The following is a 22,732-nucleotide window of genomic DNA, read 5'->3' as shown; positions in this document are numbered from 1 at the left end:
TGGTTTAATACTATATTAACGTAAAAATACTAACTTTAGTTTTATTTTAAGTTTATTGTAGCAAAAATAATTTTGAATCGTCTTAATTGTATAACCCGTTTAATATCGAAGTTGTTATGAACCAAAATGAGTTTGTGTTAATGGTAACTCCATTCAAAGACAAAGTCTTTAGATTAGCAAAGCGATTGCTAGTCAGTACGGAGGAAGCCGAAGACGCCACGCAGGAAGTTTTGGTTAAATTGTGGAGCAAAAATGCTGCATTGGCGGGCTATAGTAGCATTGAAGCTTTTGCGATGACGATGACAAAAAATTATTGTTTAGACCAATTGAAATCCAAAAGATCAGGGAATCTTAAAATTGCTCATACCAATTATACAGATTCAGCGCCCCCATTGGATAAAAAACTCGAAGATTGCGATAGTTTGAATTGGGTTGAAAGGAGTATCAGTCTATTGCCAGAACAACAGCGAATCATCATTCAGCTTCGTGATATTGAAGAATATGAGTTTGAAGAAATGGCCAAAATGCTTGATATGACCGAGAGTGCTATTAGAGTAGCCCTTTCCAGAGCACGAAAAACGATACGAGAACACATGACAAAAACACATAATTATGGAATTATATAAAGTAGAAACGGTACTTGAAAAATACTTTGAGGGTGAAACTTCTATTGCGGAAGAGAAAGAATTACAGGATTATTTTGCGACGCAGCACGTTGCGCCACACTTAGAAAAGTATACCGCATTATTTAACCATTTTGCTGTTGCAAAAGAACAACAGTTTGAACAAGAAATTCCGTTGTTTGAAATTCAAAAGGTGGAAAGCAGGAATAAAAAACGGCTTTTAGGATGGATGTCCATCGCAGCTTCGGTTGTTGTTTTGATGGGAATAGGTACGTATGTTATCTATTATTCGGAACCTGTAAATAACAGTAATGATTTAGGAACGTATGATGATCCCGAAGTAGCTTTTAAAGAAACTCAAAAAGCGCTTTCACTATTGTCAAAAAATGTAAATGTTGGCATAGAAAGTGTAAAGTATGTTGAAGAATATCAAATAGCAAAAAATAAAGTATTCCGAAAAACCAAAAATAAATCTAGAGGTATTTAATTGCTTTTAGAAAACAATAATCACGGCGTAAACGCTACAATCAATTAAAATAATGCTAAATAAATTTAAAAAAATGAAATCAATCAATCCCAATCCAAGTTTTTGCACAACAGCAAATCAGATTCAAAAAAACAGCCGTTTAAGTACTGCTAAAAAGTTTTTAATCACCGTACTGTTAGTTTTTATTGCGAGTCCAATTTTTGCGCAAGCGGCATTTGATAAATTTGACGGACAAGATGATGTTACCTCTATTATTGTCAACAAAAAAATGTTTGACTTAATGAGTAAAGTAAAAGTGGACGCCTCCGATAAAGAAACCCAACAATATTTAGCGTTGATTAAAAAGCTGGATAATTTAAAAGTATTCACCACAAAAAGTACTCGTGTAGAAGGTGAAATGAAAGTAGTGGCTGAGAAGTACATCAAATCAGCCGGATTAGAAGAGTTGATGCGCGTAAATGAAAATGGCAGAAATATTAAAATATTGGTAAAATCAGGTGCTTCAGATTCTCAAATCAGAGAGTTGTTGATGTTTATTGAAGGTGCTAAAAATGAGGATACCGTTTTAATGTCATTGACTGGTAACTTTGATTTAAATGAAATTTCGATTCTTACTGATAAGATGAGAATTCCTGGAGGCGATGATTTGAAAAAAGCAACTAAAGCAAAAAGATAAGATGAAAGCTATGTATGGAATGGCGCTGTTGTTCAGTTTATTCTTGATCAGTTGCAACTCAGAACCCACATTACAAAAGTATTTTGTAGAAAACACCGAAAATAAAAATTTTATTGCTTTGGATGTTTCTCCCGATATTTTGAATGTGGATAAAACAAAATTATCTGTAGCTCAAAATGATGCTTTAAAATCTTTTGACAAGATGAATGTTTTAGCTTTCAAATTAAATGATAAAAACAAAGCGGAGTTTGAAACGGAACGTGCCAAAGTTGATTTGATTTTGAAGGACAAAAAATACCAGCAATTGATGAAATTTGGCTCTGGAAAGGAAGGTGCTTCGGTAAGCTTTGTAGGAACGGATGAACACATCGAGGAATTTGTTTTTTTTGCCAATAAAAAAGAAAATGGTTTTGCAGTAGTCCGCATTTTAGGAAAAGATATGAATCCCACCAGTGTGATGACCATGATGAGCGTATTACAGCAATCAAATATTGATTTGGAACAACTGAAACCGCTGCAGAAATTAATGAGTAAGTAAATTATTAATTCAAAAAAAAGCGTCTTGATTAAGTTCAAGACGCTTTTTTGTAGGATAATTTTTAAATAAATTATTTACAAAACATTTTTTTGTTTTTAACTGCACTTTGACTTCCCAACTGAATTGCTTTTGTAAAATCGGCACAAGCATTTTTCTTGTTTTGTGCATGAAAATTAGAAAGACCTCTCAGGTTATACGCAATATAATCCTTTTCGTTTAAACTAATAGACATGGTGCAATCTTCAATAGTGCTCTTGTAGTCCTTAGCTTTATAGTTCAAATCAGCTCTTGTGGTGTAGGCATCACTTCTTTTAGGTTCTATTTTTATTGTGGTGTTAACGTCGTTTAAAGCGCCTTTAATATCACCTAATTTTTGTTTCAAAAGTGCTCTGTTTAAATAAGCTGAGGCAAATAAAGGATCAATCCTAATCGCTTTGCTGTAGTCGTCGATAGCGCCTTTGGTGTTGCCGCCTTCTGCTTTTTTTATTGCTTTGTCAAATAGATCATAAGCAATTGGATCTTGACTCCATCCTGCCAAGGAACTTAATAATAATGCGAGTAGGACTAATTTCTTCATAAAAATTTAAGGTTTGATATTGGGGTAATTTTTTTATTTTTTTACCAGAATCTATTAAATATAGGTACAATCTTTTTTTTAGCTAGTTAGTTAACGAACAGAAATAGAATTTATTTTAAATTAGGTGGTCCAAATAGTAAAAATCACTAAAAGTTGGTATTGTGGAAGCTTATTTATACTTGTAATTTTGCTAAAAATAAGATTTTAATATTCGTCATTTTAATACAAATGCAAAGATGAAAAATATAGCGCAAGAAGGAGAAAATTTCAAACCATTTGCAGAGAGAACCAACAAAACATTTTTATATATTGGCACTTTTGTATTGGTGGTGATAACGGTTTCTATTGGGGTTTTGATATTTTTGTTACTTTCAAATATACTTGAAAAATCTTTTCAAATAATATAAACACTATTTTGAGGATTCTTTCAACTCAATTTCATCTCATAAGTTGTTTACTTCTGCAAAGTATTGGTTAAAAAAAGTGATTTGGTTGCTTTGATAGCATTTTTATTTTCGCTTTCCTATTTTTACAAATCCATTGATTATGATTGTTTTAAAAAAAATCCAACGTAATAACTCCTCAATGAACTATTTTTAAATAGAAAAAAATTCGCACTGCAATGGATTGTCTTAAAGCGGGTAAAATTTGAAATTCATTTTCCTTGTTACAACTTTGCAAACGATTTCGATACTTTATACTTGTTAAACAAAATTTAAATTGTTTTTTTCTCTAGCTACTTTGATTACTTTTGGTCTCGAAATGAGAGTAACTATTTTTTTTCTGTATCTGTTTTTCCAGCTGCTTGGCGGAGGAAATGTTGTTCACGCGGCTTCGCATGACAACGGTACTACTAGTGCACCAAAATCTTTTGTTTTAAATAGGGATCAAGTTAAATTAGTACAGAGCGTTCCGGGAAGCCTATCGATAACTACAGCTGAATTTGATCTTGAAGAAGAAGGATCAAGCAGCGAGAGTTTCAAAAAGACAACTGCTACCATTGCTACAGGGAAACACCATTTGTCACAAGCTTGGTATCTCACTTTTTCCTGCCAATCTATATTAAACCATTATTCTAAGAATTTTAAAATCTTCGCGCCATCTTGTGGCCAGTCCAATCCTATTTATATTGTTCAACAGGTATTGAGAATTTGATTCATACGATAGTTCGTTACCATTTTTTGATGAATTTCACTTTTGTAAAAGCGTAAAGCTTTTATTGATAGTATTCTATATAAAATATTGTGGAAACGGATGACTTTTTACGTCCCTAGGAATTTTTGATTCCAAGTATTTAATCGCTCAATTACCAACTTACATCATGAATAAATTACTCGTACTTACGGGCTTAATTGCCGTTATATGCCTTACCAGCTGTATCTCTAAAAAAGAAGAAAAAGAAGAAGCCGATACTTTTATTGTTACCAATCCAATAAAAATTGATACTTCGTTTACCAAACAATATGTTTCTCAGATTCGATCTGTGCGGAACATTGAAATCCGAGCGCAAGAAAAAGGTTTTCTACAAAATATCTACGTAGATGAAGGGCAGTTTGTGAAGAAAGGGCAACTTTTGTTTAAAATTATGCCCGGTATGTATCAAGCGGAATTGCTCAAAGCAAAAGCCGAGGCAAAAGGCGCTGAAATTGAGCTGCAAAACGCTAAAATGTTAGCGGATAAGAATATCGTTTCAAAAAACGAACAAGCTTTGGCGCAAGCCAAATTAGAACAAGCCAGAGCAGAAGTAGCATTGGCGCAACTTCATTTATCATTTACTGAAATCCGAGCGCCGTTTGACAGAACAATTGATCGTATTCCTAAAAAATTAGGTAGTTTGATTGAAGAAGGAGAATTGTTAACCAGCCTTTCAGACAACAGTCAAATGTTTGCCTATTTTAACGTGTCTGAACCAGAATATTTAGACTATCAAACGAATGTAAAAGATCGTGCAAATACTAATGTGAGATTGCTTTTAGCCAATAATGAGTTGTACCAATCTAAAGGAAATGTGGAGCTTATTGAAAGTGAGTTTAACAATGAAACGGGTAATATTGCTTTCAGGGCGCGATTTCCAAATCCTAATAAATTACTTAGACACGGTGAAACAGGTTCCGTACAAATGCTAGTTCCTCTTAAAAATGCAATCGTTATTCCGCAAAAAGCAACGTATGAAATTCAAGATAAAAAATATGTTTTTGTGGTCAATAAAAAGAATGTATTAGAATCTAAAGAAATTACAGTTACGGGAGAAATTCCAGATTTATATGTGATTGCGAGTGGTATTACTGAAAATGATAAAATTTTATTAGAAGGTGTTCAGAAGGTAAAAGACGATGAAAAGATCAATTTTGACTATATATCGCCTAAAGAAGTTATTAGTCATTTGCGCTTAAAAGCAGAATAAGTTCAGATGTTTCGTTTCAATATAAGTACAGTTTTGCGTCAGTACTTAGCTGATAATGAACTTAAAATACGAACTGATTCAGAACAATTTTCAATATTGTTTCATCATTAAAATATACCGATAATGTTTAATAAATTTATTCAAAGACCCGTGTTGTCGATAGTGATATCGCTCATAATTGTCTTTTTGGGAGTATTGGCTTTAACTAATTTGCCCGTGACTCAATTTCCCTCTATTTCACCACCAAGGGTAAATGTTACCGCTGATTTTCCAGGTTCAAATGGGGAACTAATGATCAAATCAGTAATTATTCCATTAGAGAAAGCTTTGAATGGTGTTCCCGGAATGAAATACATGACTTCAGATGCTGGAAATGATGGGGAAGCGAGTATTCAAGTCGTATTTAATTTAGGTACTGATCCCAATCAGGCAGCCATAAATGTTCAGAATAGAGTGGCCTCTGTAGTTAATAAATTACCACCCTTAGTAGTTCGAGAAGGAGTGAAGATTACTCGTGAGGAATCTAGTATGTTGATGTATGTGAACCTGTACAGCACCGATAAAAATACAGATCAAAAATTCTTATACAACTTCGCTGAAATTAATATTTTATCCGAGTTGAAAAGGGTAAATGGAGTAGGATTTGCTGATGTTTTAGGAACTCGTGAATATGCGATGCGAATTTGGCTGAAACCCGACAGAATGCTAGCGTATAAAATTTCGACAGATGAAATTATGGAAGCCTTGGCGAGTCAAAGTTTGGAAGCTTCACCAGGTAAAACAGGAGAAAGCTCTGGTAAAAGATCTCAAGCTTTTGAATATGTACTAAAATATTCAGGACGATTTACCACCAAAGAGCAGTATGGAAATGTCATTTTAAGATCCAATTCTGACGGCGAAATTTTACGATTGAAAGATGTGGCAACTGTAGAATTTGGTAGTTCCATGTATGATATTTATTCTAATTTGAATGGTAAGCCTTCTGCGGCTATCGTTTTGAAACAGTCTTACGGAAGTAACGCCAGCCAGGTAATTAAAGATGTGAAATTGAAATTAGCTGAGATAAAGAAAAATTCTTTTCCAAAAGGAATGGAGTACGAAATCAGTTATGACGTTTCTAAATTCTTAGATGCCTCGATAGAAAAAGTAATTCATACGCTAGTCGAAGCCTTTATTCTAGTAGGATTGGTCGTATTCCTTTTTCTTGGGGATTGGAGATCTACGATCATTCCAGCCATTGCTGTGCCAGTTTCGCTTATTGGGACTTTTATGTTTATGCAGTTGTTTGGGATTACCTTAAACTTAATTACTCTTTTTGCTTTGGTATTAGCTATTGGAGTCGTCGTCGATGATGCCATTGTCGTCATCGAAGCCGTACACGCCAAAATGGAAGAAGAACATCTTTCGCCGTTAAAGGCCACCAAAAAAGCCATGCATGAGATTGCAGGAGCCATTATCGCCATCACGTTTTTGATGGCAGCGGTATTTATCCCAGTGGCTTTCATGTCAGGACCGGTTGGTATTTTTTACCGTCAGTTTTCGATCACGATGGCTACTGCAATTATACTTTCAGGAATTGTGGCTTTAACATTGACACCGGCACTTTGTGCTATTATGTTAAAAAATAATCATGGAAAAGCTAAAAAGAGAACGCCCATAAACCGCTTTCTAGATGGCTTTAACGCTACGTTTAACAATACAGCTGAGAAGTATCAAAAGATTTTAAACCGCATTGTAAATAGGAGAGTGATCACTTTTATGGCACTTATTGGTTTTTGTTTAGGAACGTGGTTAGTCAGTAGCACTGTTCCTTCTGGTTTTATTCCAAATGAGGATCAGGGGATGTTCTATGCCATTATCCAAACACCTCCGGGTTCATCGCTAGAAAGAACGGATAATGTTGCCGAAAAGCTTCAGAAAATTGCTGAAACGGTTGAAGGAGTGCAATCCGTATCTGCTTTGGCAGGATATGAAATTCTAACCGAAGGAACCGGTGCTAATGCAGGAACCTGTTTGATAAATTTAAAGGACTGGAGTGAGCGAAAACATTCTGTGCAAGAGATCATGACCGAATTAGAGGAAAAAACGAAAGACATTCCTGGAGCTAATATTGAATTTTTTCAACCACCGGCAGTACCTGGTTATGGAGCTGCGGGCGGTTTTGAACTTCGCTTACTAGACAAAGCAGGTTCAGGCGATTATAAAAAAATGGAAAAGGTCAATAATGATTTCGTAAAGGAGTTGAACAAACGTCCCGAATTAGCCTCTGTGTTTAGTTTTTATAGTGCTAGTTTTCCGCAGTTTATGTTGAAAGTCGATAATGATTTGGCGCAACAAAAAGGAGTTTCTATCGAAAATGCTATGAATACATTATCTACATTGGTAGGAAGTAATTACGAAATCAGTTTTATCAAATACGGTTTCAATTATAAAGTAATTGTGCAAGCCGCTCCGGAATACCGTGCTTTACCAGAGGATATTCTGAAATTATATGTCAAAAACAATAAGGACGAAATGGTGCCCTATTCTGCTTTTATGAAATTAGAGAAGGTGTATGGGCTTTCCGAAATCACAAGACATAATATGTATAACTCTTCTGAAATTAGCGGATCAGCAGCGCCAGGCTATAGTAGTGGTGCTGCTATTAAAGCAATTCAGGAAGTGGCAGAAACCAAATTACCTCGCGGTTTTGGTATTGATTGGGCGGGTATCTCTGCCGATGAGGTAGCGCAGGGCAATCAAGCCATTTGGGTTTTCCTAATTTGTTTGGGTTTTGTGTATTTGGTCTTGGCAGCGCAATACGAAAGTTTCATTTTGCCGCTGTCAGTAATTTTATCATTGCCAGCAGGTATTTTTGGGGCATTTCTTTTACTCAAATTTACGGGTTTAGAGAACAACATTTATGCGCAAGTAGCCATGGTAATGCTGATTGGTTTGCTGGGTAAAAATGCGGTTTTGATTGTTGAATTTGCGATACAAAGGCACGCCGCTGGTAAAACAGTACTGGAATCGGCAATGGAAGGTGCAAAAGCAAGATTCCGACCTATTTTGATGACGTCTTTTGCCTTTATTGCAGGATTGCTTCCGCTTGTTTTTGCAAGTGGCCCAGGAAAAATTGGTAACCGAACTATTGGAACAGCTGCAGCAGGAGGAATGCTGTTAGGAACAATATGTGGGGTGTTTATTATTCCAGGATTATACTATGTTTTTGGTCTAATTGCCGAAAAGTACAAACTAGTAAAAAACGAAAAAGAAAATCCATTAACTGAAGAAATTGATGATAATCATGCTAAAAAGTAAGCCTTATAAATTTCTTATCCCGCTAAGCATATGCTTGGCGGTGGCAAGTTGTACGCCCAAGCTGGCGCCATTAGCAGCGACCAAAGTCGTTCCAGAATCATTTGAAAAAAGTAGCGATACCAATACCATCGCTCTTACACCATGGCGCACGTATTTCAAAGATCCGAATTTGATCAATTTGATTGATATTGCCCTGAAAAATAATCAGGAGTTGCAGATCACCTTGCAAGAAATTGAAATTGCCAAAAATGATATTCGGGTTCGCAAAGGAGCCTTGCTGCCACAAGTGGGCGTGGGCGTGGGAGCAGGAATTGAAAAAGTAGGAAGGTACACCAGTCAAGGTGCCGGCGATGCTTCTACTGAAATTAGTCCTGGAAAGGAAATGCCTGATCCGCTTGGTGATTTAAAAATAGCAGGTTATGCGCATTGGGAAGTTGATATTTGGAAGAAACTGCGTAATTCAAGAAAAGCAGCCGTAAGTCGCTATTTAGCTACTGTTGAAGGTAAAAATTTTGTAATCACTAGCTTAATTGCTGAGGTAGCTGATTCCTATTATGAATTAGTTGCGTTAGACAATCAATTGGCTATTGTAAAACAGACGATTGCTTTACAATCGAATGCGTTAGAAATTGTAAAATTTCAGAAACAAGCAGCTCGAAGCACAGAGTTAGCAGTTCAAAAGTTCCAAGCCGAGGTCATGGCCTCAAAAAGTATGGAATTTGCGATTCTCCAAAGTATTAAAGAAACAGAGAATGCCATAAACTTTTTGCTAGGACAATATCCGCAAGAAATCAAGCGAGACAGTGTTGTTTTTGATGCTTTGTTGCCAGCAATAGTTCAATCTGGAGTTCCCGCACAACTATTGGCCAATCGTCCTGACATCAAACAAGCTGAATTAGAATTAGAGGCCGCTAAACTTGATGTAAAAACAGCTCGCGCTGAGTTTTATCCCTCGTTAGCTATTACAGCAGCAGTAGGAATAAATGCGTTCAAACCTAATTATTTGTTTAGAATGCCGGAATCCATGTTGTATTCGTTAGCTGGAGATCTCGTAGCGCCATTGATTAACAGGAATGCGCTTAAGGCGGAATATAGTTCAGCCAATGCTAGACAAATCCAAGCCTTATACAATTATGAACGCACCATCTTGAATGCGTATTTAGAAGTTTCTAGCCAACTTTCTAAAATTAATAATTTAGAAAAGAGCTATGATCTAAAGTCACAACAAGTGGCTGCGTTAAACCGTTCGATTGATGTGGCAGGCGATTTGTTTAAATCCGCAAGAGTAGATTATTTTGAGGTTTTAATGACCCAGCGCGACGCATTAGAGTCGAAACTCGAATTGATTGAAACTAAAAAAGCCCAGCTTAATGCTGTAGTTCATGTGTATCGTGATCTTGGAGGCGGTTGGAAATAATAGTGGATGAGTATAAAAGCCAGTTTCTTTGAAACTGGTTTTTTATTTATTTCAGGTTTATAACTATTTTGTAGATTACGTGGCTTTAAGAATAGTGTTTTGGGATTGAATGCATCTTTCCCACAAAGCTCCGCTTTGAAAATAAAAATGCTCATAAAATAATTTCAAGCAAGCTTGATTATTTTTTGCGGTTTACTTTATTCAAGAAACACAATTGGGATTGACTACGTCTTTCCCACAAAGCTCCGCTTTGAAAATAGAAATGCTCATAAAATAATTTCAAGCAAGCTTGATTACTTTATGAGCATTTCTATTTATTCGTGACCACGGTGGGATTTGAACCCACACGCCCTTGCGAGCACCAGCCCCTCAAGCTGGCAAGTCTACCGTTTCTCCACGTGGCCTAAAAAAATAAAAGGCCAAGTAATAAATTACTCGACCTTTTGTGACCCGACTGGGGCTCGAACCCAGGACCCCATCATTAAAAGTGATGTGCTCTACCAACTGAGCTATCGAGTCAATGCTTTCAAGGAAATTATGTGTTGATCACTAAAATTGTGACCCGACTGGGGCTCGAACCCAGGACCCCATCATTAAAAGTGATGTGCTCTACCAACTGAGCTATCGAGTCATATTCTTTCCTTGAATGCGGGTGCAAATATAAGGACTTATTTTGGAGATTTCCAAGCAATTTTATTATAAATTTGTCTTTTTTAAACAATAAATCTTAACGCCTTAATTTATAAGGTTTTATTCTATGAGAAAAATTATATTATTAGGTTACATGGGGTCTGGTAAGTCTACAATTGCCAACAGTCTATCAAAAAATATCAAAATCCCTTTTGTAGATTTGGATAAAAAGATAGAAGAGAAAACGAATTTATCGATAAATGCTATTTTTGAAAAGCATGGAGAAATTTATTTCAGAAAATTAGAACACGAAGTTTTTTTGGAATTGTTGCATTCTCCCGATGAGTTAATTATTGGTTTAGGGGGAGGAACGCCATGTTATGCCAATAATCATGAATTGCTAAAAGGGGAAGGTGTTGTTTCTATTTATCTGAAAGCTTCCATTGAAACTTTGTTTCAAAGATTGGTAGTTAATAAAAGCAAACGCCCTCTAATTGCTGATAAAAGTGAGGGCGAAATGAAAGAGTTTATTGCAATCCACCTTTTTGAGCGAAGTTTTTATTACAATCAAGCAAAATATAAGCTGGTGGTTGATGGTAAAACAATTGATCAGACAGTGGCCGATATTATGGGCTTTTTAGCTTAAATAAGCGTAATTATCATTGTCTTCATCAAAAACTACTTGAACGTGCTCCAATAATGAGGTTGAGAGAGAAATTCCTTTGAAATCTGCTTTTACAGGGTATTTTTTGTGATTCCTGTCTACTAGAACAGCGGTTTTAAATTTTTTCAAAGGAACGTCTATAAAGTGTCGTACGGCATAGATCAATGTGGTTCCTGAATTCAATACATCGTCCACAAGAATAAGGCCTTTGTTGGTATATTGCTCTTTTGATAAGGAAGTGTGGATTGGTAAGTCCGGATTCTGTTTGTTAATTTGTACTTCGCAAAGAGAAACTTTAATTGGCGAAATGGTTTCTAGCACCTGCGCTATTTTTTTTGCAAATATAAAACCGTTAGCTGCAATTCCGGCAATGACAATTTCTTCTTCCTCCACAAAGGTCTCGTAGATTTGGTATGCAATTCTTTTTATTTTGTGTTCTATTTCCTGATTTGTTAAAATTATATTTTTGCTCATTGTCTTTTGTTTTTTTTTTGCGTGTATAAGGTTTCAAGATGCTTTTGCAAATGTTTTTAAAATTTAGGTTTTGCACGAACATTAAACCTATGGCTCTTCGTTTTTGATTTCATTTCCAAATTCGTCAATGTCTCTACGGTCTTTTTTAGTAGGTCGTCCAGTTCCATTTTTGCGATAATGTTCTTTGGATAATTTCAAGAGTTCAAGATGTTGATAGGCTTCTGCCGAGGTGTCATTTCTTCTATAAATATCCACCAATTTAGCGCTTACGCGATTTTCAGGAATGTCTAAAACCGTAATGATTTGGGTGATTTGATCTTTTCTAAAAGTGATTTTATCGGTAGGAAAAACTTCCTTAGAGGGTTTGGCAACAAGGCCATTTACTGTTACATGATTCTTTTTACAGGCCTCGGTGACCATGTTTCTGGTTTTGTAATACCGCACGCACCATAAATATTTATCTATTCTCATAAATTTTCTAAAATCGGAGTTAAATAGTTTACAAAAATCAATCAATATTGTATCTTGCGCACTTAAAAAATTAGCTATAATGAACAAATTTAAGTATTATTTTATTCTATTTATTACAACTATCACTTTATTTTCATGCTCAAAGGATGATGTAGCACCAATAACTCCACCAAGGGATTATGCGGTGCAATATGCTACTGATTTAAATGATATTGAAGAATATTTAAAAACGAATTATATTACTGTTGTTAATAATCCTGGAGCTATAGATGATCAGGATGTGACGATTTCTAAAATCACGAATACAGCTACGCAACCCTCAATTTTTTCTTATCTAAATAGCACTACTTACCCTAAACTGTTGGTTAGGGAAGTTAGTAAGGATTTGCTGATCCATAATGTAGCTTATAAAATTTATTATTTAGTATTAAGACCTGGAGTAGGACAATCTCCATCTAATGTTGATGGTGTTTTAGCGGCTTATCGGGGAGAATATTTACAGCGTACCGTTGTCTCTGGAACCGAAACCGCACTTACTTCAACTTTTTTTGAGGATGTAAAATATCCACAAAATTTCTTTAGTTTATACACAATTCAACCTGTTCCACTTAGAGCTTGGAGTGAAATTTTTCCACAATTTAAAACAGGAAATTATTCGTCAAATGCTGACGGAACACTTACTCACACTAATTTTGGAGCAGGAGTCATGTTTATTCCTTCCGGATTAGGATACTTTAATTCTGGATCTGGTTCGATTCCGGCTTATACACCTTTAGTTTTTAGTTTTAAATTACTTGAAATAAGTAGATTAGATCAAGATGGTGATGGAATTCCTTCTTATTTAGAAGATTTGAATAATGACGGGTATATTTATGATTATACGAATACGGCTCACTATTCTTCAGCAGAAACAATTAATCTGGATGATACAGATGGGGATCGAATTCCTAATTTTTTAGACAGGGATGATGATGGGGACGGCTTAAGTACCAGAACAGAAATTACAGATGCTAATGGTGTTTTAATTCCTTTTGCCTCTATTCCCGCTTGTGATGGAAATACGACGGATCCAGCAAGGATAAAAAGACATTTAGTTAAATGTAATTAGAAGCATTCAAAGCATAAAAAAACCAGTTCGTTTATAAATCGAACTGGTTTTTTTTTGGAATCAAATAAAAAGATTATTTTCTTTTCATGACTCTTTCTACAGCCTCAACAATCGATTGATTGTTCAATTTGTATTTATCCATTAATTGTTCTGGTGTTCCAGATTCTCCAAAACTGTCATTTACGGCAACAAACTCTTGTGGTAAGGGGCTATTTAAAGCCAAAACTCTAGAAATACTTTCTCCTAGACCTCCCAAAATGTTATGCTCTTCAGCAGTAACAATACATTTTGTTTTTTCTAATGATTTCAAAATTGCTTCTTCATCCAATGGTTTGATCGTATGAATATTGATTACTTCAGCAGAGATACCTTGTGCCTCTAATGCTTCAGCTGCAATAAGTGCTTCCCAAACTAAATGTCCTGTGGCAACAATCGTTACATCAGAACCTTCTGTTAAAACAATTGCTTTTCCTATCACAAAAGGTTCGTCTGCAGGCATAAAGTTAGGCACAACTGGACGACCAAAACGCAAATAAACAGGACCGTGGTGCTCTGCAATTGCTAATGTAGCCGCTTTCGTTTGGTTGTAATCACAAGTGTTGATTACAGTCATTCCAGGTAACATTTTCATTAACCCAATATCTTCAAGGATCTGGTGAGTTGCACCATCTTCTCCTAAAGTTAAACCTGCGTGTGAAGCACAGATTTTTACGTTTTTCTCAGAATATGCAACCGATTGGCGAATTTGATCGTATACTCTTCCTGTAGAAAAGTTAGCAAAAGTTCCTGTAAATGGAATTTTACCACCTATAGTTAATCCAGCTGCGATTCCAATCATGTTGGCTTCCGCAATACCGATTTGGAAAAAACGTTCGGGATGGTTTTTCTTGAAATCGTCAAATTTTAAGGAACCTATTAAATCAGCACAAAGTGCTACTACATTTTCATTTTTTTGACCTAGTTCCGTCATTCCCGCTCCAAAACCTGAGCGAGTATCTTTACTTCCTGTATTTGTATATTTTTTCATTATTCTTTTTAAAATTGAAAGATTAAAAAATTTAAAGATTAAAAAATTCTGAAATGTTTCGCCATTTGGCCATCGCATGGATCAGAAATTCTTCCTCAATAATCTTAATACTTAATAATCTGAATTGCCTCCAGTATTATAATTTTGACCTAAAGCAACGTCAAGTTGCGTATCATTAGGTGCTTTACCGTGCCAAGCATGACTGTACATCATAAAATCAACACCATTCCCCATTTCAGTATGCAACAATACACAAACCGGTTTTCCTTTTCCAGTTCTTGATTTGGCGTCATTCATACCAGCAATAATCGCTTCGAGGTCGTTTCCATTTTCAATTTCTAAAACATCCCAATCAAAAGCTTCAAACTTAGCACGAATACTTCCCATAGCTAATACTTCGTCAGTAGAACCATCAATTTGTTTTCCGTTTAAATCGATTGTAGTAATAAGGTTGTCTACTTTTTTTGCAGAAGCATACATGATGGCTTCCCAGTTTTGACCTTCTTGCAATTCTCCATCGCCGTGAAGCGTATAAATAATATGGTTGTCCCCATTTAGTTTTTTAGCTTGTGCAGCGCCAATTCCTACTGATAATCCTTGTCCAAGAGAACCAGATGCAATACGCACTCCCGGTAAGTCGTCATGTGTAGTTGGGTGTCCTTGCAATCTGGAATTGATCAAACGGAAAGTCGCTAATTCCGATACAGGAAAATAACCGCTTCTTGCTAAAACGCTGTAAAATACAGGTGAAATATGTCCGTTTGAAAGGAAGAAAAGATCTTCTCCAATTCCGTCCATATCAAAACCTTCTTTGCGGTCCATGATATTTTGATATAAAGCGACAAGAAATTCAGTACAACCTAAAGAGCCACCTGGATGACCTGAGTTGACTGCGTGTACCATTCGAAGAATATCTCTTCTGACTTGGATTGTTAAATCGTTTAATTGTTGTGTGTTCGGTTTCATTTGTGTGTTAAAATTAGACTGTGCAAAGATAATCAGATTATTGGATTTACGTCTAGTTCCATTTTTAGATTTATCAATAGTTATTAAGGGTTGTGTTTTTTTAATGGACTACTTTTTTTATGAAGTATCAAGTATTTAGTACCTTGCAATCATGTTTCAACAATTATTCAAAAGCATTCAGGAAAAAGTGATAGTGACCCACGAGGAAATGGAGTTATGTAAAACTTTTTTTATTCCAAAAAAGTTACGTAAAAAACAAACGTTGTTACAAGAGGGAGACATTTGTATCTACAACGCATTTATTGAAAAAGGCATACTTCGCTCTTTTTATATAGATGAAAAAGGAAATGAACATCTTGTGCAATTTGCCATCGAAGGTTGGTGGATTACTGATTTGTCTAGTTTTCTGACCAACAGTAACTCCATTTATACCATTGAAGCCCTCGAGGATTCTGAATTACTTTTGCTGACAACAGCAGCCAGAGAAGCTTTGATGAATCAAATCCCCATGTTCGAAAGATACCAACGCTTGCTGTTGCAAAATGCCTATATCGCCAATCAAGCCAGAATAAATTCGGCTTTAACCGAAACTGCCGAAGAAAAATACATCAATTTAGGAAATGCTTATCCTGGAATTGTCAAACGAGTTCCCCAACACATGATTGCTTCTTATCTTGGACTTACACCAGAAACATTGAGTCGGGTTCGCAAACAAATTAGCAACAAGAGTTAATTTTAATTGATTTAAATCAAGAGAATTTCTTGTTTTACATCAACGGAAAATGTACCGATACAGCCCTAAATTTGCCAAGTAAATAAAAGTCGATGTCAAATAGAAGAACTTTTGCAGTACTTGGTATTTCAGAAACCAACAGTATTTTTCTAGCGAAGCAAATTGCCAAAACCAATCCCGTTTTACTGTTTGATCATGATGCAGTTGTACTGAATACCGTTTATTCCCAAATACTTTTAGAATATCCAAACGCAAACGCGGAGATAATGATTTGTCCAACCAATGCCAGTTGGGAAGCTGACGTTATTATACTTTCAAATGCTGCGGCATCTGACAGCAATCTTACTGAAAAAATCAGAAAAGTGGCTACAGGCAAGATTGTACTTTTTTTGGAAAACAAAAAAAATACTAGCGGGAATACTGCTGAAAAATGGCAGGATTTGTTCCCTTTTTCTAAAGTTATTCAGAGTTTCGAATCAGCGGATAATTCTAACGATTCCTTTTTTTTGAACGGAAACGATAAGGAAGCCGTAAAGACTATTTTGACATTATTGACAAATATTGGTTTGAAAGCCGATATTTTATAAACTAACATTAATTTAAAAAAAATCAAATGAGCAAATCAATTTTATTCCAGCCTTATACATTAGGAAACAGTACTTTAAAAAACCGAATGGTGATGGCACCAATGACGCGAAGCCGTTCGAATAATGAAGGAAATGTGCCTACAGCACTTACGGCAGAATATTATGCGCAAAGAGCTACAGCAGGTTTAATTGTTTCCGAAGGAACTTTTGTAAGTACAAAAGCAGTTGGTTTTATCAATGTACCCGGAATTTACAGTGCAGCACAAACCGAAGGTTGGAAACTGGTCACAAAAGCAGTACACGAAAAAGGAGGAACTATATTTGCACAATTGTGGCACACAGGACGATTGTCGCATCCGGATTTGCATAACGGCGAATTGCCGCACGGACCGTCAGCCTTGAATCCTTTTGCAAAAGCGTATACGAATGATGGTTTTGTAGATACAGTTATTCCAAAAGAAATGACGATTGAAGATATCAGACAAACTGTTTTAGATTTCAAAAACGGAGCTAAAAATGCGATTGCTGCAGGTTTTGACGGAGTCGAATTGCATGCAGCCAACGGGTATTTGTTGCAACAGTTTTTTAATGGTTATTCCAATCATCGTTCGGATGAATATGGTGGTTCTATTGAAAACAAATCCCGAATCTTATTTGATATTTTAGATGCTTTAGAAGGAGTTATTGATTTTGCTAAAGTTGGTGTTCGATTGAATCCTTCGTTGCACAATGCTCAGGGAATGATGCTGGATGAAAAGACAATTCCAACTTATGAGTATATTATCAATAAACTGAATGATTACGGTTTAGCCTACATTCATTTAACAGAGCCTTTCACTGATGTAACTGATGTCCCTTTTGCCGTTACTGAAGTTGCCAAACATTTCAGACCGTTTTACAAAGGAACATTAATTATCAATAAAGGTTTTACGAAAGAAACTGGAATCAAAGTTATTGAAGACGGAGATGCAGATCTTGTAGCTTATGGAGTTCCCTTTATAGCAAATCCTGATTTAGTGGCTCGTTTTGAAGTGGATGCACCTTTAAACACACCAGACCAAACTACGTTTTACACTGATACTGAGAAAGGATATATTGATTATCCCGCTATGGCTGAGTAACGCCTGTCATTTTTATTTTTTTTAAAAGATTTTCTTTCAAGGAGAAATTATAATTCATTAGAGAGCCCGCTACATGCGGGCTCTCTATTTTATATAGGAAATAAATTTTCATGCTCTTGTAAAATCGTAGTCCTACGTGTTGGTAATTGCAGTAGCCTTATGGGCTTGTCTGTTGATCTGTGACATCGCCATTTCACTTAACGCTGCATCTGTTTTTTTCTCTTCATCAAGACTCATCGCTAGCAAGTTTGCCACTTTATTTTCTCCTAATATTTTTGCATAGGCATGCAATGTACCATAGGTGGCAATTTCATAATGCTTTACTTTTTGGTCTGCTGCAATAATTCCTGCATCGCGAACCACTCCGTGATTGGTTTGTTTGATAAGGCTATTTGTTTCTTTTAATATGCCGCCCATGGCTTCACATTTTTTAGCTGTAGCTGCAACTCCAGTAGTTTCGAAAATTTTCTCGAGGCGAGCTACATGCTCCTGCGTTTCATTCAGCTGATTTTTCAAAGAGTTAACTAGTTCTGGTGATGACGCATTTTTCATCATTCTAGGTAAGGTTTTAGTCAATACTTTTTCCGCCCAGTAAATATCTTTTAGTCCAACTTCAAATAAATCTCGTAATCCATGTGTCGAATTGGTTTCTCCTTTTGCGGTACCTTTAATGCTTTCGTTTTTACTAATTGCGGTTCTCATAACGGTAGTTTTTAAGATTAATTTTACAGGAGAAACGATCGAATTCATAGGTTCTCCTATTCAATGTTTACTTAACTTTTAAGTGTAATAAAATTAAACATATTAATTTTCAAACAACTGTTAATTAACTAATTATAAATAAGATTTGTATTATTTAGAGTGCTGAAATGAACATTTTTGTATTCTAATTTTGTCTTCTATAGTACTGCTGATGGTATCAAAATAGGCTATTGCACAGCCCATTGCATGCAAAATGCTTTTTGCCAAATTACTTGAATTTCCTGAATACACCTAAAACGAGTACCTGGATTAGTTCGTTCTAGACTGCGCAGATTACAGTATAATAAATTCACAGCATTAGTAATCAAACCGATAGTTTGGCGTGAATAACTGCTAATTTTAAGGAGAAAAATAGTTTATTTTGGTACTGCTACCGCCTAATTGTTTTGCCGACTTTTCCCGTTATTCAGATTGAGCTTGAAGGTAATTCACATCCAGCCAAGAACCACCATTGTAACTTTCGATTCCATGTGCTGTCAGAAAAACTTGTGCCTGTCCGCTTCTATTTCCAGAGGCGCAACAGACCACTAATGGTGCTTTTAATTCTTGTATTTCCTGCATTCTATGGGGTATTTCATTCAATGGAATATTAATGGAACTTACCACATGGCCACCCATGAATTCATCATAAGAACGCACATCGACAATAGTTCCTCTTTTTTCTTTAATTATTTTGGCTACTTCCATTTTTTTGTTTTAAGATAAGAACTCGTTTTATTTAAATCCTACTGTTACAAAAATACAATTAGAAAGCTGAATTAGCGTCGGTTTTGAAAATTAAAACCAGTAAGGATCATGGTTTTAATTTTTGATGAATTAATAATGTACTACAATTAATTACCACGATAAGTTGCAAATCCATAGCTGGAAAGCGTAATGGGAACATGATAATGATTGGTATCCTTAATTTGAAATACAACTTCTATAAAAGGATAAAAACTATCTGTTTTTTTGTTTTTGAAATAATCTGCAACTAGAAATCTAAGTTTGTAAATACCGTTTTTAGCTTCTTTATAATTCAGAAAATCGGTAATTCGACCATTTTTATCGGTTATTTTTTCATCAAAGAAAGACCATATTTTAGTGCTTTCATCATATTTTTATAAGGTAACCGGTACGCCAATTGCGGTTGTTCCGCTTGATATGTCTAGAATATGTCTAGAATATGTCTAGACAATTGATAGTTGTTGTTGTTGTTGTTGTTGTTGTTGTTGTTGTTGTTGTTGTTGTTGTTGTTGTTGTTGTTGTTGTTGTTGTTGTTGTTGTTGTTGTTGTTGTTTTGCGCATAAAATGCGGTTGCGAAAGCTGTTAAAAGTAAGCTAAAAAGTAAATTTTTCATTTTTATTTATTTTTAAAATTAATGAGTTGTGATTTGAGCATCGATGATTGCTCCAGATTTAGCGATAAAATCATCATTTTGGGGACTTCCTCCGCCTGCGACTCCAAAACTTCCAATTACCTGATCGTTGTGCCACAGCGGAACACCTCCAGACAAGAGTAAAAGTTCAGGTAGGGTAGCTAAATTTTGTGAATCTGGATTCGATCGCGCATTTCTAGATAGGAGCAATATTGGCGTTTTAGTAGATAATGCCGTGTAAGCTTTTCTTCGAGCTGTTTCGGTGTTGTGTGGGCCAACCGTTTCGCCTCGCGTAAGCATGATGATTTATCCTCAGGCATCGAGCACAGCAATGGTGACATTTATGCCTAGTGCTGTAGCTGCTAATCGTGCTTCCCCGTTATTTGAAAAGCTTCTTTTAGTGATAACTGTTGGGAAGTTATAGTGAAATTTTCTGCCGTATTTATATTCAAAGGGGTGTCACGAGTACTTTTTTTAGTGCTGATTTGTGCCAATGAAAATAATGGAATGAGTAGTACTAATAAACAAGAGTTGATTTGGTGGATTTTAACTGCTTTTTTAGCCGAGATATTATAGTACATCAGAAAAAATTTAAACATATTAGGAAAGTTTTTTTGGAACAAAAAATAATAGATCAAGGCCGTTTAACAATTAATTGTTTGTTAATATTTATTTTGTTTTAGATTAATTATGGTATCTTTAAAATATAATAGATTGAAGTATTAGTAGTACTCTTTTTAATCCGATAACAATAAATTTTTTAATAAATAAACAATTAATTATGTCAGAGAAAAATAAAAAACAGTTTGGAGTTTGGATGGATACACATCATGCGACTATTGTTGGAAGAGAAAATGTAGATTCGGGTGATTTTGTAATATTAGGACACGAAACCGTAGACGGACAGGGTTACAATACCAGCGAAAATGCGGCCAATAATGCCGAGAGAGATTTGCTTCGCAAACTATTCAAAAACATCACAGTTCACATGCAAAATGTGGATGAATTGCATATAACAGGAACGGGTACGGCTCAAGAACAGTTTATTAACTATTTAAAGGACACTGCGCAATATAAAAACGTGGAGACGAAAGAAAGCACTTCTAATAAGATGAGTGATGAAAGTCTAGTGGAATATGTAACAACACAATTCAACTAATTGATTTATAAATAAGGTATTCGAGGCTGTCTTTAAAAGGATAGCCTTTTTTATGCGCTCTCTTATTTTTAATGAAATGGCAAACAAAATGAATTCTTATTGTGCTATTTTGGTTTTTTTTTTTGAAACAACCAATATAGCCAGTATTTTTTTTAATCTTATATTAGTGAAAAAAATAAATATGCGTTTTCCATTAGTTATTCTCGTTGTATTGCATGCAATTCTCCTCGTAAATTGCGGTGCTAAAAAAAATACTGATGTTTCATACTTAGAATCTCAGAATGAAAATAGCTTGAAAGCACCAAAGTTAAATGTGTTTGTTCCCCGAAAAGCAAGTGCAGAACAAGTGCCTGTATTAATTTTTGTGCATGGCGGAAACTGGAATACCGGTCGAAAAGGAACCTATGATTTGTTAGGTAGAAATTTTGCAAGTAATGGAATCGTTACTGTTATCCCAGATTATACGTTGAGCCCTAACGCCACTTATTACGATATGGCTAAGCAAATTGCTTCTGTAATACAGTGGACTAAAAATAACATCAGTCAATACAATGGTAATCCCAATCAAATCTTTATTACAGGACATTCTGCTGGTGGACATTTAGGCGCATTAGCAGTAATGAATCCTAAATATGGCATTGATTCGAACAGTATTTCCGGTATTATACTCAACGATGCAGCCGGATTGGATATGAATAATTATTTAGAAGGAAATCCACCCACCTCAAAAGACGATTATTTAACCACTTGGACTTCAAATCCCGAGCAATGGAAAGCCGCTTCTCCCATTTATTTTTTAAGTAAAAATACGCCTCCTTTTTTAATTTATGTTGGAGACAAAACCTATAATTCTATTAAAGTAGCGAATAGTCGTTTTTTATCGGCCATGAAGCCCTTTCAGCCAGATGTAACACCAATACGATTAAATAAAAAGCATGTCCCTATGGTAGTTCAATATTTCTATCCTTGGAGCGATAGGTTTGATGAGGTTATAGACTTTATGAAAAGCAATTTAAAATAAATTTTCACAATTAATGCGTAGTGAGGTAGGGTAAATTAGTTTAGAGTTGTCTTATTAGTGTAGTTATCAATCAAGACTATTGTAATAACACTAATTTAAAAATTATGAAAACAGTTAAAAGCATTTTAGTTCTAATGATTTTTTGTTTCTTACCCAAGGTGAATGCACAGGAATCAGGATTTAATCAAGATACCAAGGTCCAGACAAAAAATGAATTGTCGTATTATCAGCAAAGAGGTTTAGAGGATGCTCAACACGAGCAGCAGTTTAAAGTGAAAAGTAAAAATGAAGAACGTGTCTTTTGGAAGGAGCAAAAACAATACGAAAAGGAATTACGGAAAAATAATAGAAGAGCCTACAACGCATATCTTCAAGGTAAAAAAGAAGGTTATGCAGCGCATCACGATCATTGTGACAATCATTGCGATCACAGTGCTTACTGGTATCAAAATGCAGGGTATTACTACTATGGATACCGCCAACCACAATACGAGAACAGAACACCCAGAACTAGTGTAAATACGCAAATAGGAGTGGGGGTACCACGGGTGAAGTTGGGTATATTTTAAAGTACACACTTAAAAGCAAATAAAAATAAATTCTAAAAAGACCGTTTTAAAAGAAATATAA

At 35.4% G+C, this 22,732-nt stretch carries 28 protein-coding genes and 3 tRNA genes; 17 read left to right on the top strand and 14 right to left on the bottom strand.

The genetic code is table 11. The features are described from left to right. Positions 1–116: 116 nt before the first annotated feature. From BLS90_RS02835 to BLS90_RS02820, 4 genes are all read left to right on the top strand, one after another. Positions 117–626: an RNA polymerase sigma factor gene (locus BLS90_RS02835; RefSeq protein ID WP_091255009.1), complete on the top strand. Its 510-nt coding sequence runs from the start codon at positions 117–119 to the stop codon at positions 624–626. Beyond that, a complete protein-coding gene (locus BLS90_RS02830) occupies positions 613–1,110 on the top strand; it encodes a hypothetical protein (protein WP_091255007.1) in 498 nt (165 codons plus the stop codon). Before BLS90_RS02835 ends, BLS90_RS02830 begins: the two co-directional genes overlap by 14 nt. 73 nt (positions 1,111–1,183) lie before the next feature. After that, on the top strand, positions 1,184–1,786 hold the full coding sequence (locus BLS90_RS02825) for a DUF4252 domain-containing protein (RefSeq protein ID WP_091255006.1): 603 nt from the start codon (positions 1,184–1,186) through the stop codon (positions 1,784–1,786). Position 1,787: 1 nt separating this feature from the next. Then, positions 1,788–2,324 carry a DUF4252 domain-containing protein gene (locus BLS90_RS02820; RefSeq protein WP_091255005.1) on the top strand — a complete coding sequence of 179 codons (537 nt, stop codon included), beginning with the start codon at positions 1,788–1,790 and terminating at the stop codon, positions 2,322–2,324. A 70-nt stretch (positions 2,325–2,394) separates the two neighbouring features. On the opposite strand, the gene BLS90_RS02815 is transcribed toward BLS90_RS02820, so the two are convergent. Beyond that, the gene (locus BLS90_RS02815; protein ID WP_091255004.1) at positions 2,395–2,901 is read right to left on the bottom strand and encodes a tetratricopeptide repeat protein; all 507 of its coding nucleotides are present in this window, start codon (positions 2,899–2,901) and stop codon (positions 2,395–2,397) included. 236 nt (positions 2,902–3,137) lie between these two features. Between BLS90_RS02815 and BLS90_RS16765 the strand changes: the two genes are divergently transcribed. From BLS90_RS16765 to BLS90_RS02795, 5 genes are all read left to right on the top strand, one after another. Further along, positions 3,138–3,308 (top strand): hypothetical protein, encoded by a 171-nt coding sequence (locus BLS90_RS16765; protein ID WP_175455425.1) that lies wholly within the window; start codon positions 3,138–3,140, stop codon positions 3,306–3,308. Between the two features lie 313 nt (positions 3,309–3,621). Continuing rightward, on the top strand, positions 3,622–4,056 hold the full coding sequence (locus tag BLS90_RS02810; RefSeq protein ID WP_139171382.1) for a hypothetical protein: 435 nt from the start codon (positions 3,622–3,624) through the stop codon (positions 4,054–4,056). 166 nt (positions 4,057–4,222) lie between these two features. Beyond that, a complete protein-coding gene (locus BLS90_RS02805; RefSeq protein WP_091254999.1) occupies positions 4,223–5,305 on the top strand; it encodes an efflux RND transporter periplasmic adaptor subunit in 1,083 nt (360 codons plus the stop codon). 123 nt (positions 5,306–5,428) lie between these two features. Then, on the top strand, positions 5,429–8,605 hold the full coding sequence (locus tag BLS90_RS02800) for an efflux RND transporter permease subunit (RefSeq protein ID WP_091254996.1): 3,177 nt from the start codon (positions 5,429–5,431) through the stop codon (positions 8,603–8,605). Next, positions 8,592–10,022, top strand: a complete 1,431-nt coding sequence (locus BLS90_RS02795) for a TolC family protein (protein ID WP_091254993.1) — start codon at positions 8,592–8,594, stop codon at positions 10,020–10,022. The genes BLS90_RS02800 and BLS90_RS02795 overlap by 14 nt, the downstream gene beginning before the upstream one ends. A gap of 321 nt (positions 10,023–10,343) precedes the next feature. Here BLS90_RS02795 and BLS90_RS02790 read toward each other — a convergent pair. The 3 genes from BLS90_RS02790 to BLS90_RS02780 form a co-directional block, all read right to left on the bottom strand. Beyond that, positions 10,344–10,426: transfer RNA gene (locus BLS90_RS02790), tRNA-Leu, on the bottom strand. A gap of 42 nt (positions 10,427–10,468) precedes the next feature. Then, positions 10,469–10,541 (bottom strand) — tRNA-Lys (locus tag BLS90_RS02785). 39 nt (positions 10,542–10,580) lie between these two features. Then, a tRNA-Lys gene (locus tag BLS90_RS02780) sits at positions 10,581–10,653 on the bottom strand. A gap of 126 nt (positions 10,654–10,779) precedes the next feature. Between BLS90_RS02780 and BLS90_RS02775 the strand changes: the two genes are divergently transcribed. Further along, complete coding sequence (locus BLS90_RS02775; RefSeq protein ID WP_091254991.1) at positions 10,780–11,298, top strand: shikimate kinase; 519 nt, start codon at positions 10,780–10,782, stop codon at positions 11,296–11,298. Here the strand turns inward: BLS90_RS02775 and BLS90_RS02770 are convergent. Both BLS90_RS02770 and BLS90_RS02765 read right to left on the bottom strand, forming a co-directional pair. Beyond that, entirely contained in the window at positions 11,290–11,790 is a 501-nt protein-coding gene (locus BLS90_RS02770; RefSeq protein WP_091254989.1) for a phosphoribosyltransferase domain-containing protein, read from the bottom strand. The two genes, BLS90_RS02775 and BLS90_RS02770, sit on opposite strands and share 9 nt — an antisense overlap. A gap of 87 nt (positions 11,791–11,877) precedes the next feature. Beyond that, positions 11,878–12,261 (bottom strand): RNA-binding S4 domain-containing protein, encoded by a 384-nt coding sequence (locus BLS90_RS02765; protein ID WP_091255412.1) that lies wholly within the window; start codon positions 12,259–12,261, stop codon positions 11,878–11,880. Between the two features lie 79 nt (positions 12,262–12,340). Here BLS90_RS02765 and BLS90_RS02760 point away from each other — a divergent pair, with 79 nt between their 5' ends. Further along, a complete protein-coding gene (locus BLS90_RS02760; protein ID WP_091254987.1) occupies positions 12,341–13,369 on the top strand; it encodes an FKBP-type peptidyl-prolyl cis-trans isomerase in 1,029 nt (342 codons plus the stop codon). Positions 13,370–13,442: 73 nt separating this feature from the next. On the opposite strand, the gene BLS90_RS02755 is transcribed toward BLS90_RS02760, so the two are convergent. Together BLS90_RS02755 and BLS90_RS02750 are read right to left on the bottom strand one after the other, a co-directional pair. After that, positions 13,443–14,396: a transketolase family protein gene (locus BLS90_RS02755; protein WP_091255409.1), complete on the bottom strand. Its 954-nt coding sequence runs from the start codon at positions 14,394–14,396 to the stop codon at positions 13,443–13,445. Between the two features lie 111 nt (positions 14,397–14,507). Continuing rightward, positions 14,508–15,362, bottom strand: coding sequence for a transketolase (locus BLS90_RS02750; protein WP_091254985.1), 855 nt, complete (start codon positions 15,360–15,362; stop codon positions 14,508–14,510). 151 nt (positions 15,363–15,513) lie between these two features. On the opposite strand from BLS90_RS02750, the gene BLS90_RS02745 reads away from it, so the two are divergent. From BLS90_RS02745 to BLS90_RS02735, 3 genes are all read left to right on the top strand, one after another. Beyond that, positions 15,514–16,095 (top strand): Crp/Fnr family transcriptional regulator, encoded by a 582-nt coding sequence (locus tag BLS90_RS02745; protein ID WP_091254982.1) that lies wholly within the window; start codon positions 15,514–15,516, stop codon positions 16,093–16,095. 92 nt (positions 16,096–16,187) lie between these two features. Next, positions 16,188–16,682 (top strand): hypothetical protein, encoded by a 495-nt coding sequence (locus tag BLS90_RS02740; protein ID WP_091254980.1) that lies wholly within the window; start codon positions 16,188–16,190, stop codon positions 16,680–16,682. Between the two features lie 26 nt (positions 16,683–16,708). Then, positions 16,709–17,803: an alkene reductase gene (locus BLS90_RS02735; protein WP_091254978.1), complete on the top strand. Its 1,095-nt coding sequence runs from the start codon at positions 16,709–16,711 to the stop codon at positions 17,801–17,803. 132 nt (positions 17,804–17,935) lie between these two features. Here the strand turns inward: BLS90_RS02735 and BLS90_RS02730 are convergent, their stop codons facing one another. From BLS90_RS02730 to BLS90_RS02705, 6 genes are all read right to left on the bottom strand, one after another. Further along, a complete protein-coding gene (locus tag BLS90_RS02730) occupies positions 17,936–18,505 on the bottom strand; it encodes a YciE/YciF ferroxidase family protein (RefSeq protein ID WP_091255407.1) in 570 nt (189 codons plus the stop codon). A gap of 462 nt (positions 18,506–18,967) precedes the next feature. Continuing rightward, on the bottom strand, positions 18,968–19,252 hold the full coding sequence (locus BLS90_RS02725) for a rhodanese-like domain-containing protein (RefSeq protein WP_091254976.1): 285 nt from the start codon (positions 19,250–19,252) through the stop codon (positions 18,968–18,970). A 146-nt stretch (positions 19,253–19,398) separates the two neighbouring features. Further along, the gene (locus BLS90_RS17330) at positions 19,399–19,599 is read right to left on the bottom strand and encodes a hydroxyisourate hydrolase (RefSeq protein ID WP_394331021.1); all 201 of its coding nucleotides are present in this window, start codon (positions 19,597–19,599) and stop codon (positions 19,399–19,401) included. Positions 19,600–19,712: 113 nt separating this feature from the next. Continuing rightward, positions 19,713–19,904: a hypothetical protein gene (locus tag BLS90_RS02715; protein ID WP_091254973.1), complete on the bottom strand. Its 192-nt coding sequence runs from the start codon at positions 19,902–19,904 to the stop codon at positions 19,713–19,715. A gap of 18 nt (positions 19,905–19,922) precedes the next feature. Continuing rightward, positions 19,923–20,222 (bottom strand): GlcG/HbpS family heme-binding protein, encoded by a 300-nt coding sequence (locus BLS90_RS02710; RefSeq protein WP_091254971.1) that lies wholly within the window; start codon positions 20,220–20,222, stop codon positions 19,923–19,925. A gap of 62 nt (positions 20,223–20,284) precedes the next feature. After that, positions 20,285–20,503: a hypothetical protein gene (locus BLS90_RS02705; RefSeq protein ID WP_139171381.1), complete on the bottom strand. Its 219-nt coding sequence runs from the start codon at positions 20,501–20,503 to the stop codon at positions 20,285–20,287. 200 nt (positions 20,504–20,703) lie between these two features. On the opposite strand from BLS90_RS02705, the gene BLS90_RS02700 reads away from it, so the two are divergent. From BLS90_RS02700 to BLS90_RS02690, 3 genes are all read left to right on the top strand, one after another. Continuing rightward, on the top strand, positions 20,704–21,081 hold the full coding sequence (locus tag BLS90_RS02700) for a P-loop NTPase family protein (protein ID WP_091254967.1): 378 nt from the start codon (positions 20,704–20,706) through the stop codon (positions 21,079–21,081). A gap of 181 nt (positions 21,082–21,262) precedes the next feature. Continuing rightward, positions 21,263–22,102 carry an alpha/beta hydrolase gene (locus BLS90_RS02695; RefSeq protein WP_091255401.1) on the top strand — a complete coding sequence of 280 codons (840 nt, stop codon included), beginning with the start codon at positions 21,263–21,265 and terminating at the stop codon, positions 22,100–22,102. A gap of 134 nt (positions 22,103–22,236) precedes the next feature. Beyond that, positions 22,237–22,671: a hypothetical protein gene (locus BLS90_RS02690; RefSeq protein WP_245705034.1), complete on the top strand. Its 435-nt coding sequence runs from the start codon at positions 22,237–22,239 to the stop codon at positions 22,669–22,671. Positions 22,672–22,732 lie beyond the last annotated feature (61 nt).

This window comes from Flavobacterium omnivorum, assembly GCF_900099915.1.
GTDB classification, from domain to species: Bacteria; Bacteroidota; Bacteroidia; order Flavobacteriales; family Flavobacteriaceae; genus Flavobacterium; species Flavobacterium omnivorum.
The sequence above is the reverse complement of the archived record's forward strand: the minus strand, read 5'-3'. Positions and strand labels throughout refer to the sequence as shown.